The following is a 14364-nucleotide window of genomic DNA, read 5'->3' as shown; positions in this document are numbered from 1 at the left end:
ACGACCGATCCCGATCAACCACGACTGACGAGGCCAACGCCATGGACGCAACCGAAGAAAGCACGCTGCAGGGGCAACTGAAGACCTGGCGCCGCCATCTGCACCAGCATCCGGAGACGGGGTTCGAAGAGGTGAACACGTCGGATTACGTCGCGCGCATCCTGACGGCGCTCGGGCTCGACGTGCATCGCGGGATCGGCGGCACGGGGCTCGTCGCGAACCTGACGGCCGGCACCGGCAAGCGCGCGATCGGCATCCGCGCGGACATGGACGCGCTGAACATCGCCGAGCACGCGCCCGGCCGCGAACACGCGTCGCGCACGCCCGGCAAGATGCATGCGTGCGGGCACGACGGCCACATGTCGATGGTGCTCGGCGCCGCGCGGCTGCTGGCCGAGCGCAAGGATTTCGACGGCACCGTGCGTTTCATCTTCCAGCCGGCCGAGGAGCATGGCCGTGGCGCGAAAGCGATGATGGCCGACGGGCTGTTCGAGCGCTTTCCGGTCGACGCGATCTTCGGCGCGCACAACATGCCGGGGATGCGCGCGGGCACGTTCTCGACGCGTGCGGGCGGCATCATGGCGAGCGAAGACAATTTCGTGATCCGAATCGACGGGCGCGGCACGCACGCGGCGCGCCCGCACATGGGCATCGATCCGATCGTGATCGGCGCGCAGGTCGTGCTCGCGCTGCAGACGATCGTGTCGCGCAATCTCGATCCAGGCCAGCAGGCCGTGATCTCGTGCACGGAGTTCATCACCGACGGGCTACGCAACGTGCTGCCGTCGACGGTGACGATCAAGGGCGATACGCGCAGCTATTCGCGTGACGTGCAGGCGCTGCTGGTCACGCGGATGCGCGAGATCAGCGAAGGGATCTGCCGCACGCACGGCGCGACCTGCACGTTCGAGTACACGCACGAGTTCGCGCCGACGGTGAATTCGCCGGAGTGGGTCGACACGGCCGTGCGGGCCGCAGCGCAGGTGGCGGGTGCGGAGAACGTGGACGCGAACGTCCAGCCGATGATGATCTCGGAAGACTTCGGTGCGTTCCTGCAGGCGGTGCCCGGCAATTTCGTCTTCATCGGCAACGGGGAGGCCGCCGGGCGCGGCGGCGTGCCGCTGCACAACGCGGGCTACGACTTCAACGACGAGATCCTGTCGATCGGCGCGCGGTATTTCGCGGAAGTGGCGCGGCGGGCGTTGCAGGTGGCATAGCGCGTCGGTGCGCGATTCGCATGCAACGTGAAACGGCTCGCGGGGCGGCGAGCCGTTTCACCGTCGCGCGATGCAAACGACACCGCCCGCGACGCATCGCGGCCATACGCGTGCGACGTGCATCCCGCCGCGCATGTCACACGATCACACCAGCTCGCCGAGACACGCATCGAACTGCGCGACGAGCCGGTCGACATCATCGGCCGTCGTCTGCGGACACACGAGCATCATGTTGTGGAACGGCGTGATCAGCACGCCGCGATTCAGCAGGTACAGGTGCACGATGTGTTCGAGCTCGCTGTCGAGCTGCGCGCCGGCGAGCGTCCCGTTGCGCGGCGGCACGGGCGCGAACTGGAACTCGGTGCGCGCGCCGATGCGCGTCACGCACCACGGCAGTTCGTGTTTCGCGATCGCCTGTTCGAGCCCCGTCGCCAATCGCGCGGCGAGTTCGAACATGTGCGCATACGCCGCGTCGGTCGCCACTTCGGCGAGCGTTGCACGCATCGCATGCATCGCGAGCATGTTCGCGGTGAGCGTCGTGCCGATCCCCGAATGGCCGGGCGGCGCGTTCAGCTTCGCCTGCTTCGCGCGTTCGGCACATTCCGCGCTGAATCCGTACACCGCGCACGGCACGCCGCCCGCGATCGGCTTGCCGACTACCAGCATGTCCGGCTCGAGATCGTGCGCGACCGCGTAGCCGCCCGGGCCGCTGCTGATCGTGTGCGTTTCGTCGATCACGAGCAGCGTGCCGTAGCGACGCGTCAGTTCGCGTGCCGCCTCCCAGAAGCCCGGATCGGGCAGCACCATCCCGATGTTCGTCATCGCGGGCTCGGCGAGCACGCAGGCGACATCGCCGCCTTGCAGCGCCGCTTCGAGCGCGGCGAGATCGTTGAATTCGACGACGCGCGTGTTCGCGAGCAGGTCGTACGATTGCCCGAGCAGGCTGTCGCGCTGCACGGGGCGGCCATCGACGAGATCGACGAACACGTCGTCGACCGTGCCGTGATAGCAGCCGTTGAATACCACGATCGTCTTGCGGCCGGTCGCCGCGCGCGCCCAGCGCAGCACGAAGCGGTTCGCGTCGCTCGCGCTCAATGCGAACTGCCAGACCGGCAGCCTGAAGCGGCGCGCGAGTTCGCGCGACACCCACGTGGCGTCCTCGCTCGGCAGCATCGTCGTGTAGCCGCGCGTGGCCTGCTCGACGAGTGCACGCGCGACGGGTTCGGGCGCATGGCCGAACATCGCGCCGGTGTCGCCGAGGCAGAAGTCCACGTAGTGATGGCCGTCGACGTCGATGAACGTCGCGCCGCGTGCTTCCTTCACGTACAGCGAGAACGGCGTCGACCAGTCCTGCATCCAGTGCAACGGCACGCCGAACAGCAAGTGCTCCGACGCTTCCGCGGACAGGGCGCGGGAGATCGGCATGGCTTCGGTGAATGCACGGCGCTCGCGATCGAACAGTGCGCGGGCGCGGATGAGGTCGACTCCGTGGCGGGAAGGCAAAGGCAGCTCCTGGGCTGTGAAGGTCCGGAAACGATAGCGCGGGCAGTGGGGGGATGAACAGGGGCGGAATTACGGAGGCGGGTTGGCTGGGGCGCGGCGGCGTCGGGCGAGCCCGAGGTGCAGATATTTTTCTAAAAGTTTTTGCGCATAAACCGGCGCGGGGTGCTCCGGCCTGTTTTATTGCATGGAATGTTGGTGGGCGCTCACATTCGGGGCATCGAATCCAGTGCAGGCGAAGCGGGCACCGGGACGCGTCTGGCTGCGTCTCACGATGCCCGTTCGCCGCCGTATCGCGTTACGCCAGCGTCTTGACCATGTGGTGTTCGTCGTAGAAGCGGCCGTTGACGAACATCGAGCGCGGTTCCGTACCGAACCGCACGAACCCCTGTGATGCATACAGCCGCTCCGCGGTGGCGTTGACCTCGTTCACGCACAGCATCAGTTGCTTGCAGTCCCATTCCCGCGCCGCGTGCGCGGTCGCGCTTTCGAGCAGCGTTTGCGCGATGCCTTGCCCGCGATACGCGGGATCGACGAACACGCCCCAGATCGTCGCCTTGTGCGCGATCTTCACGCGCGCATCGCGGCGCACGCCCGTGATGCCGACGAGCGTATCGCCGTCGAACGCGCCGAACACTGCGCGTTCACGAGTCGGCGTGATGCGCGTCGCGAATACGTCGACCGGCACCTGCGATTCTTCGTCGAGCGTCGGCAGGAAGGAGGTGGGGGCGGTGTCGACCGCACGCAGGCGAACGGTCTGGAAACGGGCGGCGTCGGCCGCATCGAGCAGGCGGGTGGTAATCGTCATCGGGGGCGTTCCGGTTGAAGGTCGTGCATGCCGGCGCGAGCCGCTGGGGCCGCGGGATGCATCGTCCTTATCGTAATAGGAATCCCGTTGTCGCGTGGCGGCGTTCGACACCGCCGCGTGATCGAATTCAGATCGCCAGATCGTCAGATCGCGTCGCGCGGCCGCTTGGCATCGCCGTCGACACAGCACGCGAGCACTTCGGCATCGGTGTCGCCGAGGCTCAGGTACACGTGCCCGACCGCGCTGTCGAAATACAGGCTGTCGCCGGCGCCGAGCCGGTATGCATGGCCGTTCTCGAAACGCAGCTCCAGCTCGCCGCTCAGCACGAACACGAACTCCTCGCCGCTGTGCCGGATGTAGTCGGCGAAGTCCGACAGCTTGCGCGCATGGATCCGCCCGCGCACGGGCACCATCCGCTTGCCGGTCAGGTCGTTCGCGAGCATCCCGTACGCATAGTTCGGCGTGTCGTACACCATCTGCTGGCCGGCCGGCGTGAACGACGGGGTCATCGCGCCGGCCGGCGCGGGGCGGCCGAACATCGTGTCGAAGTCGAGCGCGAGCGCATGCGTGAGCGCTGCGAACTTGTCGTAGGTGAGCGCGATGTCGCCGCGCTCGGCCTTCGAAATCGTCGACACCGCGATACCGGAGCGCTCGGACAGTTGCGCGAGCGTCAGGCCGCGCGATTTGCGCGCGTCGCGCAGCCGCGCGCCGACCGTCTGGTGGTCGAGCTGCGGCGCGGCGTCGGTGGGCGGCGGAACGGGGACGGTGGATTTGGGCATGCGGATACGGGGCGCGACGGACGTGGCGTGAATACGGGTTTTGTCGTATACGAGAATAAATTTTCTCGTATATGATAATTTTCGTCGAAATCGCCGACGGTGGGCGTGACGGCCACTCTAGCATCGGACGGCGCGAAACTCGCGGGGCCGGTGCGGCCGGCGTGAACGACACGTGTGCGCATCGGCGCAGCTCGCCCGTGCGGCGGTTGCCCGACGATTCCGCACACGGCGGCGGCTTTCCCAGCCATTTATTTTCCCGGCCGCTCGCGGCCGGCCCCGCGAAGGTGCAAACCCTCATGTCCAGTGAAATCAAACGTCTGCAGACCGGCGCACGCATGAGCCAGGTCGTGATCGCGAACGGCTTCGTCCACCTGGCCGGCCAGGTGCCCGATACGGCCGGCGCGCCGATCGCCGTGCAGGCGACCGAAATCCTCACGCGCATCGATGCGTTGCTCGCATCGGCCGGCGTCGACAAGACGCGCGTGCTGACGGCCAACGTGTGGCTCAGCGATGCCGCGCACTTCGACGCGTTCAATGCGGTGTGGGACGCCTGGGTGCCGGCCGGCCACGCGCCGACCCGCGCGTGCGTGCAGGCGCTGCTGATGAAACCCGGTCTCGACGTCGAGATCGCCGTGACCGCGCTCGCCTGACGCCGGCACCGCCCGCCGGAGGAATTCCCGATGACATACGACACGCTCGTCCTGGGCGGCGGCATGATCGGCGTGTCCGTTGCCGTTCACCTGCAACAGCGTGGCCTGTCGGTCGCGCTCGTCGACCGCCAGGCGCCCGGCAACGAGACGTCGCTCGGCAACGCCGGGCTGATCCAGCGCGAAGGCGTGTATCCGTATGCGTTTCCGCGCGGCTTCGGCACGCTGCTGAAATACGCGTGCAACCGCTCGCCCGACGTCCGCTATCACGTCGGCGCGCTGCCGAAACTGATTCCGTTCCTGTACCGCTACTGGCGCAACTCGCATCCGGCGCGCCATGCGGAGATCGCGCGCGCGTATGCGCCGCTGATCGAACACTGCGTGACCGAGCATCGCGCGCTGATCGACGCGGCCGGCGCGGGCGCATTGCTGCGCGAAGGCGGCTGGCTGAAGGTGTTCCGCACGGCCGCGACGCGCGATGCCGAAACGCGCGACGCCGAGCGCTGGCGCGCCGAATTCGGCGTGACCTTCGACGCGCTCGATGCGGCCGCGCTGCGCGACGCCGAGCCGAACCTGAGCCGCGCGCTGGTCGGCGCGCTGCGCTACACGGGCTCCGATTCGATCAGCGATCCGAATGCACTCGTGACCGCGTATGCGCGCCGCTTCGAGCAACTCGGCGGCCGCATCCTGACCGGCGATGCGCTGACGCTGTCCGCCGCGAACGGCTGGCGCGTCGACACCGCGCAAGGCCCGGTCGACGCGCGCGCGGCGGTCGTCGCGCTCGGGCCGTGGTCGGACCTGCTGTGCGAACGGCTCGGCTACACGCTGCCGCTCGCGGTCAAGCGCGGCTATCACATGCACTATGCAGCGCAGCCGGGCGCGCGGCTGAACGGGCCCGTGCTCGATGCCGACAGCGGCTTCCTGATCACGCCGATGACGCGCGGCATCCGCCTGACGACCGGTGTCGAGCTCGGGCTTTGCGATACGCCGCCGACGCCCACCCAGCTCGACGCCGTCGAACCGGTCGCGCGCGAGCTGTTTCCGCTCGGCGCACGCGTCGACGGCACGCCGTGGCTCGGCCGCCGGCCGTGCACGCCCGACATGCTGCCCGTCATTGGCGCGGCGCCGCGCCACCGCGATCTGTGGTTCGCGTTCGGGCATGCACATCACGGCTTCACGCTCGGCCCCGTGACCGGCCGGCTGATCGCCGACCTGATGACCGGCACGCAGCCGTTCGTCGACCCGACGCCGTTTCGCGTCGAACGCTTTCTGCACGGCCGCTGAACCGGCGACCGTGCGCTGCAGCAGGGCGGCCGGCACACGACGCCGGCCGCTCCATCCAGCGGCCGGCCGATCCGGCTCGCCGCGACGATCAACGACTGGAGACAACATGCAACAGCACACGATGCGGCGCGAACTCGGCGCGCGCCAGATTTCGTTCATGGCCCTCGGCATGGCCATCGGCGTCGGCCTGTTCCTCGGCTCGGCGTCGGCGATCAAGGCGGCCGGGCCCGGCGCGCTCTTCGCCTACCTGATCGGCGGCGCGATGATCTTCCTGATCATGCGCGCGCTCGGCGAGATGGCCGTGCACCGGCCGGTGTCCGGCTCGTTCGGCGCGTATGCGTTCGAATACGTCGGGCCGTTCGCCGGCTACGTGGTCGGGTGGAGCTACTGGCTGCTGATGGTCGGCGTCGGCGTGGCAGAGACGACCGCCATCGGCATCTACATGGGCTTCTGGTTTCCGGATGTGCCGCAGTGGCTGTGGGTCGTATCGGCGATCGCCGCGATCTCGGCGTTCAACCTGCTCAACGTGAAGGTGTACGGCGAGCTTGAGTTCTGGTTCGCGATCGTGAAGGTCGTGACGATCGTGCTGATGATCGCGGGTGGCGCGCTGATCGTGTTCACCGGGATCGGCCATGGCGGCGAGCCCGTCGGCCTGTCGAACCTGTGGCGCCACGGCGGCGTGTTTCCGCACGGCGTGCTCGGGGTCGTGAGCGCGCTGCCGATCGTCGCGTATTCGTTCGCTGGCGTCGAGATGATCGGCCTCACGGCCGGCGAGGCGCGCGAGCCGCAGAAGATGATCCCGCGCGCGATCAACTCGGTGCTGTGGCGCATCCTGATCTTCTACGTCGGCGCGCTGTTCATCATCATGGCGCTGTACCCGTGGCACGAGCTTGGCGAGCATGGCAGCCCGTTCGTGACGACGTTCGAATCGCTCGGGCTGCGGCAGGCGGCCGGCATCGTCAACTTCGTGGTCGTGACGGCCGCGCTGTCGAGCTTCAACTGCATCGTGTTCAGCGGCGCGCGCATGCTGTCGAGCATGGCCGGCAACGGCCTCGCGCCCGCATCGTTCGCGGCGCTGAGCGCGAGCGGGTCGCCGTCGCGCGCGGTGCGGGCGACCGTGCTGATCATGTCGGTCGGCGTGGTGCTGAACTACGTGATTCCCGCGCGCGTGTTCGGCTGGCTGATGTCGTTCCTGTCGTTCGACGTGGCCGTGATCTGGGCGATGATCGTGCTGACCCACATGCGGTTCCGGCGCGCGCTGGCCGCACGCGGCGAGACGGTGGCGTTCCGCATGCCGTATGCGTCGGTCACGTCGTGGATCTGCCTCGTGTTCGTCGCGTTCGTGTTCGTGATGCTCGGCGTCGATCCTTCGACGCGCGGGTCGCTGTATGCCGGCGCGGCAGTGATGGCGTTGATGGCGATCATCTACCGGCGTTCGCGGCACCTGCAGGCGGCTGCGCGGTCGACGCGTGTCGGGCTCGGCGTCGAACGTGTGTGACGGCCAGGCGCCGGGTTGCGGCTGTGGGTGCGGGGGAGCGGTTGTGCGACGGGGCGCGCTGAAGGCGGGTGCGTCGCGCCGCGGCAGTGTCGGCGGCGCATCATGCGCGCCGCGCGGGTACGAAGAATGAGGGTGAGATGAAACAGGTGCGCCGTCGCGCCGAACCGGCGCCCGACGTCGAACGCGCGACGATGCGCCCGATCAGGTCAGGCGCACCGCTTCCGAATCAATAACGCGCGAGCTGATTGCCGTTGATCTGCACGCGATCGCCTGGACGCAGGTTGCCCGGCGACTGCACGTCGAACGAGCGCATCGAGCCGTCGCTGACCTGCACGTCGATCCGGTAGCTGCTCGGGCCTTGTGCGGCGCCCATCTGCTGGCCGATCTGGTTGCCGGCCACCGCACCGCCGAGCGCACCGATCACTGTGGCCGCATCGCGGCCGTGACCGCGGCCGAACTGGTTGCCCACCAGGCCGCCGACCAGCGCACCGACGACGGTACCGGCGACGCCCGACGGGCCGACCGAGCCGTTGACCGGCTGGATGTTCGTGACCGTGCCGTACTGCGTGCCGTAGCCGTTGCCGTATTGCTGCTGATTGCCGTACTGGTCATACGGCTGCGACCCGTATTGCTGCGGGTTGCCGTACTGATCGTACGGTTGCGGCGCCTGGTTCGGATACGGCTGTTGCTGCTGCACGTAGCCCGGTTGCGAATACGCGGGCTGCGCGTAGCCGGGCGTTGCGTATTGCTGCTGCTGCGGATACCCCGGCTGTGCGCCGTAGTAACCCGGCGCGACGCAGGCGGTCAGCGGAAGCGCCGCGACGGCGACGAGCGAGGCGAACAGAACGGTCTTCGTGGAAGGCATGCGCATTATGATGATTCCTGCATCGGCAACGGGTTCGCCGACGAATGCCGGGACGGGTGGCGAACTCGGCGTGAGTATAAGGAATGGCCGAAGGCGCGTCCGGTGCGGCCGGGTAACAACGTGTAAAGTCTGTTGCCGCGTAAATCGCCGAGCGGGCGGGGCGTTGAAGCGAGGCCCGGCAAGGGCGCGAGGCGGCTTCCCGACGGCCGCCTTCCGGTGATGCCGACGCTGCGCGGCCTTCGGTTTTTCCGTCGCTTTCCCCGCGATCCCGCCCCTTCGCCATGCCAGGCCCGGCGGCCGCGCGCGCCGCGCATCGCGAAACCGAATGCGCGGCATCGCGACATTTAATTGGCCTCGGGCGACGGCGTCCGATATCGTGGCCGGATTCCCTGCCAACGGTCGCGCCTGCCGGCTGCGGTGCCTTCCCCTGTCCGCGCCGGTGACGTGCCGCGACCGCCCCACATTCCGAGCCATGACCGATCGTATCTTCATCAACGCCGTCGACGCCGGCGGCCAGCCCATCCACCTCGTCGTCCGTGATGGCCGCTTTGCCGCGATCGGCGCCGATTGCGCCGCCGCGCCCGGCGCGGAAACGATCGACCTCGACGGCCGCGTCGTGCTGCCCGGCTTCGTCGACGGCCACATCCATCTCGACAAGAGCTTCGCCGGCGATCGCTGGGTGCCGCACGAACCGGTCGGCACGTTGCGCGAGCGGCTTGCGGTCGAGAAGCGCCAGCTCGCGGCCGCGCCGCCGATCGCCGAGCGCGCGAATGCGCTGATCGCGCAGGCCGCCGCATTCGGCACGGTCGCGATGCGCAGCCACGTCGACGTCGATGCAACCACGGGCCTGTCGAACCTGCGGGCCGTGATGGCCGCGCGCGAGCAATGGCGCGGGATCGTCGATATCGAACTCGTCGCGTTTCCGCAGGCGGGCGTCGTGTCGTGCCCCGGCACCGCCGAGATTCTCGATGCGGCCGTGCGCGAAGGCGCGGACGTGGTCGGCGGGATCGACCCGACGACGCTCGACGGCGATGCGGACGGCCAGCTCGACATCGTGTTCGGCATCGCCGAGAAGCGCGGCGCGAAGATCGACATCCACCTGCACGAGCCAGGCGAAACGGGCATCGCACAACTGCTGCGGATCGCGGCGCGCACGCGCGCGGCGGGGCTCGGCGGCCGCGTGAACGTGAGCCATGCGTATGCGCTCGGCCAGGTGAGCGATGACGACGTGCAGCGCACGGCGGCGGCATTGGCCGAAGCCGGCGTGTCGATCCTGACGAATGCGCCGGGCGACTGCGCGTTTCCGCCGGTGCAAGCGCTGCGCGACGCGGGCGTGCACGTGTTCGCGGGCAACGACAACATCCGCGACGCCTGGTGGCCGTACGGCAACGGCGACATGCTGCAGCGCGCGATGATGGTCGGCTATCGGTCGGGCTTCTACACCGACGAAGCACTCGGTATCGCGCTCGACATGGCGACGCACGCCGGCGCGCGCGTGATCGGCAAGGATAACTACGGAATTGCAGTCGGCTGCGATGCGACGTTCGTCGCGGTACGTGCGCCGAATGCGGCGGCGGCCGTTGCGGGCGTGCCGGCCGAGCGCTGGGTGTTCCGTCGCGGCGAAAGCGACACCGGCGCGCCGTTCGCTCCCGCGCTGCGCTTCACGCGCTGACCGACCCGACCGGCGGCACGGCACGCGCCGTGCCCGCTTCGCATTGACCGCACTGATCGCACTGACCGACCCCACCGGAACCGACATGACGAACCTGCTGATCCGCAACGTCCGCCCGAACGCCGACGCCGCGCTCGACATCCTGATCGAAGGCGATCGCATCGCGCGCATCGGCCCGTCGCTCGACGCGCCCGCCGGCTGCGCGATCGAGGACGGTGCGGGCGCGCTCGCGCTGCCTGGCCTCGTCGAAGGCCACACGCACCTCGACAAGACGCACTGGGGGATGCCGTGGTATCGCAACCAGGTCGGGCCGCGCCTCGTCGACCGCATCGAGAACGAGCGCCACTATCGCGCGACGAGCGGCCATGACGCCGGCGCCGCGTCGCTCGCGCTGGCGCGCGCGTTTCTCGCGGCCGGCACGACGCGCATCCGTACCCACGTCGACATCGATACCGAAGCCGGGCTGCGGCATCTGCACGGCGTGCTCGCGACGCGCGAGACGCTGCGCGGGGAAGTCGAAATCCAGATCGTCGCGTTTCCGCAATCGGGCGTGCTCAAGCGGCCGGGCACCGATGCGCTGCTGTCCGAAGCACTGGGCGCCGGCGCCGATCTGCTCGGCGGGCTCGACCCGTGCGCGATCGAGGGCGATCCGGTCGAGGCGGTAGACGTGCTGTTTGCAATCGCCGAGCGCCACGGCCGCGGGCTCGACCTTCATCTGCACGAGCGCGGATCGATGGGCGCGTACTCGCTCGACCTGATCCTGCAGCGCACGGCTACGCACGGCATGCAGGGCAAGGTGACGATCAGCCACGGGTTCTGTCTCGGCGATATCGCCGACCGCGAGCGCGATGCGCTGCTCGCGCGGATGGCCGAACTCGGCGTCGGACTCGTCACGACCGCGCCGGCGGCGGTGCCCGTGCCGTCGGTGGCCGCGTGCCGCGCGGCGGGCGTGACGGTCATCGGCGGCAACGACGGCGTGCGCGACACGTGGACGCCGTACGGGTCGCCCGACATGCTCGAGCGCGCGATGCTGATCGGCATGCGCAACGATTTCCGCCGCGACGATGCGCTCGAAGTCGCGCTCGACTGCGTGACGCACGGCGCGGCGCGCGGTTGCGGCTTCGACGGTTACGGGCTGCAGCCGGGCAGCCGCGCGGACGTCGTGCTGGTCGACGCGCTGACGTTCGCCGAGGCTGTGGTCGCACGGCCGGTGCGGCGGCTCGTCGTGTCGTCGGGGAAGATCGTCGCGCGCAACGGCGCGCTGGTCTGAGGGAAGCGTGAGAACGGCGTCGCCCCGGTATGATCCGGTTTTCAGCGGGATTTCCCGGGAGACGACGATGCGACGCACGACAGCGGCACGGGCCGCACGATGGATGGCGGCGGCCCTGTTCGCCGTGACCGCCGCGCACGCGGTGGCGGCCGGCCCAACGGACGCGCAGCAGGAAGCCAACCGGCGGACGGTGCTCGCGTTCTACGAAAAAGGCCTGAACGAGAAGGATGCCGACGCCGCGCTCGCATACGTCGGTGATCGCTACGTGCAGCACAACCCGAACGCAGCCGACGGCCGCGACGGCTTCCGCAAGTTCGTCGCATTCCTGCGCGACAAATATCCGCAGTCGCACAGCGAGATCAAGCGCTCGTTCGTCGACGGCGACTACGTGATCCTGCACGTGCACGCGGTGCGCGAACCCGGCACGCGCGGCAGCGCGATCATGGACATCTTCAAGCTCGAGAACGGCAAGATCGTCGAGCACTGGGACGTCAATCAACCCGTGCCCGAACAGGCCGCGAACGGGAACACGATGTTCTGACGGGGGCCGGGTGCGCGGGCGAGTCGACGCGTCCGCGATCTCGCCGCATCGGCCGTGCGGGCGGCGCTGCGGCGTCCTTCACATTCCCGCTTGCTGGCTACTCCTCCAACTCCAGCATCGTCGCGAGCGCCTTCGTCAGTTCGCTGACCATCGGGTCGGCCGTCGGCCGATGCAGGATCGCGATGTCCATGTGCTCGATCGGCGCGAAGCCCTGCTTCGCGGTCAGCACGACGTGCTCGTCCGTCACCACGCGCGCGGGCAGCACGCTGATGCCGAGCCCGTCCGCGACGGCGGCCTGGATGCCGCTCAGGCTCGACGTCGTGAAGCTGATCCGCCAGCGGCGGCCGCGCTCCTCGATCGCCTTGATCATGTCGTCGCGATAGAGCCCGCGCGGCGGAAACACGACGATCGGCACCGGGTCGAGATCGATCGTCGGATGCTTCGCGCTGTCGATCCAGCGCAGCTTCTCGGGCCAGCGCACGACGGCCTCGCGGCTGTCGCGCCGCTGCTTGATCAGCACGAGGTCGAGCTCGCCGCGGTCGTATGCCGCGCTGATGTCGCGGCTCAACCCGCACGTCACTTCGAGCTTCACCTGCGGATGCGCGCGCTTGAACGCCGCGAGCGCATGCGTCGTGCGGCCTGCCGCGAAATCGTCGGGCACGCCGAGCCGGATCGTCAGCGCGACCGTCGCGCCCGACAGCGCTTCGAGCATCTCGTCGTTCAGCGCGATCATGCGGCGCGCATAGCTGAGCACGGTCACGCCCGCGTCGGTCGGCCGCACGTCACGCGTGCCGCGGTCGAGCAGGCGGTGCCCGGCGATTTCCTCGAGCCGGCGCACCTTCTGGCTGACCGTCGACTGCGTCGAATGCAGGCGCGCGGACGCCGTCGTGAAGCTGCCGCAGTCGGCGACCATCACGAGTGCGCGCAGCAGGTCGAGGTCGAACAGGGGTCTATTCATTTCTGCACTTTTGCGGATTCGAACATTTCATTTCCAAATGCGTGCGACGACTTTTAACATGGCCGGACGCCGCGGGCAATCGCGGTTTCGCCGGACGCGGAGTGACATTTCGTGGGCTGTTGAGGCGTCTGGCGCATATTCCAGTGGCGGTATAGGGCGCATTGCCGGAGCGGTCTGAACCGCGCTTGGAAAGTGCTGCGTCAATCGCCTGTGTAGACGTCGCCGTTCGCGAATATCCGGGGAATACGCTGTGTGTCGGATGCACATCGCACAGGGTAGACACGCAAAAATCACCGTTTTATCCGTAGACCGGCCACTGCACTAGCCTTCAGGTTCGCGTCCGCCTTCACCGCCTTTCTATTCCCGCTGTCCCCGCTTGCGCTCAAAAATTGAGCGGTCTAGACTGCGTCGCAGTTTCATCGAAGTCCCTGTCTTTCGCGCACCGCTCCCCACCGGACGCCGGCGTTCGCCCGCCGCGTCGAGACCTACAAGGACGCACCATGAACCGCACTGCAAAGCTTCTCGTTACCGCGCTGGCGTTCGCGCCGCTCGCGTCGTTCGCGCAGGACACGTCGACGATCCGCTGGGGCATCGATCCCACGTATCCGCCGTTCGAGGCGAAGCAGCCCGACGGCTCGCTCGCCGGCTTCGACATCGACCTGCGCAATGCGATCTGCGAGCAACTGCATGCGAAGTGCGTGTGGGTCGAGCAGGGCTTCGACGGGATGATTCCGGCGCTGCGCGCGCGCAAGTTCGACGTGATCATGTCCGCGATGACGGCCACCGACGAGCGGCTCAAGCAGATCGACTTCTCGAACAAGCTGTATGCGTCGCCGGGCGCGCTCGTCGCGCCGGTCGGCTCGACGCTGCTCCCGACCGCCGCGTCGCTCGCGGGCAAGCGCGTCGGGATCGACCAGGGCACGACGCAGGAGGCGTACGCGAAGGCCGAATGGGCGACCAAGGGCGTGACGATCGTCTCGTACCAGAACCAGGACCAGGTGTACCAGGATCTCGTCAATGGCCGCCTCGACGCGACCTTCCAGGACAAGACGCAGGCCGGCTACTCGTTCCTGAAGACGCCGCGCGGCAAGGGCTACGCGTTTGCGGGCCCCGACGTGACCGACGTTCGGATCACCGGCTATGGCGTCGCGATGGGCGTGCGCAAGGGCGATGAAGCGATGAAGAAGCGGCTGAACGACGCGATCGTCGCAATCCGCGCGAACGGCACGTACCAGAAGATCGCCGCCAAATATTTCGACTTCGACATCTACGGCGCGAAGCAGCAGCTGACGTCCGCACCGTGAATCAGTGATTCCGTGATTCAT

13 protein-coding genes are annotated in these 14364 nt (G+C 68.3%); 8 read left to right on the top strand and 5 right to left on the bottom strand.

Annotated elements, in window-relative coordinates; genetic code table 11:
• Positions 1-41 precede the first annotated feature (41 nt).
• Positions 42-1217 (top strand): M20 aminoacylase family protein, encoded by a 1176-nt coding sequence (locus CFB50_RS33080; protein ID WP_089448679.1) that lies wholly within the window; start codon positions 42-44, stop codon positions 1215-1217.
• A 144-nt stretch (positions 1218-1361) separates the two neighbouring features.
• On the opposite strand, the gene CFB50_RS33075 is transcribed toward CFB50_RS33080, so the two are convergent.
• The 3 genes from CFB50_RS33075 to CFB50_RS33065 form a co-directional block, all read right to left on the bottom strand.
• Entirely contained in the window at positions 1362-2720 is a 1359-nt protein-coding gene (locus CFB50_RS33075) for an aspartate aminotransferase family protein (RefSeq protein ID WP_089448678.1), read from the bottom strand.
• Positions 2721-3015: 295 nt separating this feature from the next.
• The gene (locus CFB50_RS33070) at positions 3016-3525 is read right to left on the bottom strand and encodes a GNAT family N-acetyltransferase (protein WP_089448677.1); all 510 of its coding nucleotides are present in this window, start codon (positions 3523-3525) and stop codon (positions 3016-3018) included.
• Between the two features lie 143 nt (positions 3526-3668).
• Positions 3669-4304: a helix-turn-helix domain-containing protein gene (locus CFB50_RS33065; RefSeq protein WP_011353677.1), complete on the bottom strand. Its 636-nt coding sequence runs from the start codon at positions 4302-4304 to the stop codon at positions 3669-3671.
• A 296-nt stretch (positions 4305-4600) separates the two neighbouring features.
• Between CFB50_RS33065 and CFB50_RS33060 the strand changes: the two genes are divergently transcribed.
• From CFB50_RS33060 to CFB50_RS33050, 3 genes are all read left to right on the top strand, one after another.
• Positions 4601-4954: a RidA family protein gene (locus CFB50_RS33060; protein WP_043186509.1), complete on the top strand. Its 354-nt coding sequence runs from the start codon at positions 4601-4603 to the stop codon at positions 4952-4954.
• 30 nt (positions 4955-4984) lie between these two features.
• Positions 4985-6235, top strand: a complete 1251-nt coding sequence (locus CFB50_RS33055) for an NAD(P)/FAD-dependent oxidoreductase (RefSeq protein WP_089448676.1) — start codon at positions 4985-4987, stop codon at positions 6233-6235.
• A gap of 106 nt (positions 6236-6341) precedes the next feature.
• Complete coding sequence (locus CFB50_RS33050) at positions 6342-7733, top strand: amino acid permease (RefSeq protein WP_089448675.1); 1392 nt, start codon at positions 6342-6344, stop codon at positions 7731-7733.
• Between the two features lie 226 nt (positions 7734-7959).
• Here the strand turns inward: CFB50_RS33050 and CFB50_RS33045 are convergent, their stop codons facing one another.
• Positions 7960-8607 carry a glycine zipper 2TM domain-containing protein gene (locus CFB50_RS33045; protein WP_089448725.1) on the bottom strand — a complete coding sequence of 216 codons (648 nt, stop codon included), beginning with the start codon at positions 8605-8607 and terminating at the stop codon, positions 7960-7962.
• A gap of 463 nt (positions 8608-9070) precedes the next feature.
• Between CFB50_RS33045 and CFB50_RS33035 the strand changes: the two genes are divergently transcribed.
• The 3 genes from CFB50_RS33035 to CFB50_RS33025 all read left to right on the top strand — a co-directional run bounded on the left by CFB50_RS33035 (position 9071) and on the right by CFB50_RS33025 (position 12081).
• Positions 9071-10270, top strand: a complete 1200-nt coding sequence (locus tag CFB50_RS33035; protein WP_089448674.1) for an amidohydrolase family protein — start codon at positions 9071-9073, stop codon at positions 10268-10270.
• A gap of 85 nt (positions 10271-10355) precedes the next feature.
• Entirely contained in the window at positions 10356-11540 is a 1185-nt protein-coding gene (locus CFB50_RS33030; protein WP_089448724.1) for an amidohydrolase family protein, read from the top strand.
• 67 nt (positions 11541-11607) lie between these two features.
• A complete protein-coding gene (locus tag CFB50_RS33025; RefSeq protein ID WP_089448673.1) occupies positions 11608-12081 on the top strand; it encodes a nuclear transport factor 2 family protein in 474 nt (157 codons plus the stop codon).
• Positions 12082-12178: 97 nt separating this feature from the next.
• Here CFB50_RS33025 and CFB50_RS33020 read toward each other — a convergent pair whose 3' ends face one another.
• Positions 12179-13039 carry a LysR family transcriptional regulator gene (locus tag CFB50_RS33020; RefSeq protein WP_069252751.1) on the bottom strand — a complete coding sequence of 287 codons (861 nt, stop codon included), beginning with the start codon at positions 13037-13039 and terminating at the stop codon, positions 12179-12181.
• A gap of 500 nt (positions 13040-13539) precedes the next feature.
• On the opposite strand from CFB50_RS33020, the gene CFB50_RS33015 reads away from it, so the two are divergent.
• Entirely contained in the window at positions 13540-14343 is an 804-nt protein-coding gene (locus tag CFB50_RS33015; RefSeq protein WP_089433508.1) for an ABC transporter substrate-binding protein, read from the top strand.
• Positions 14344-14364 lie beyond the last annotated feature (21 nt).

Origin of the sequence: Burkholderia sp. AU33423 (assembly GCF_002223135.1) — a bacterium.
Classification (GTDB): Bacteria; Pseudomonadota; Gammaproteobacteria; order Burkholderiales; family Burkholderiaceae; genus Burkholderia; species Burkholderia lata_D.
The sequence above is the reverse complement of the archived record's forward strand: the minus strand, read 5'-3'. Positions and strand labels throughout refer to the sequence as shown.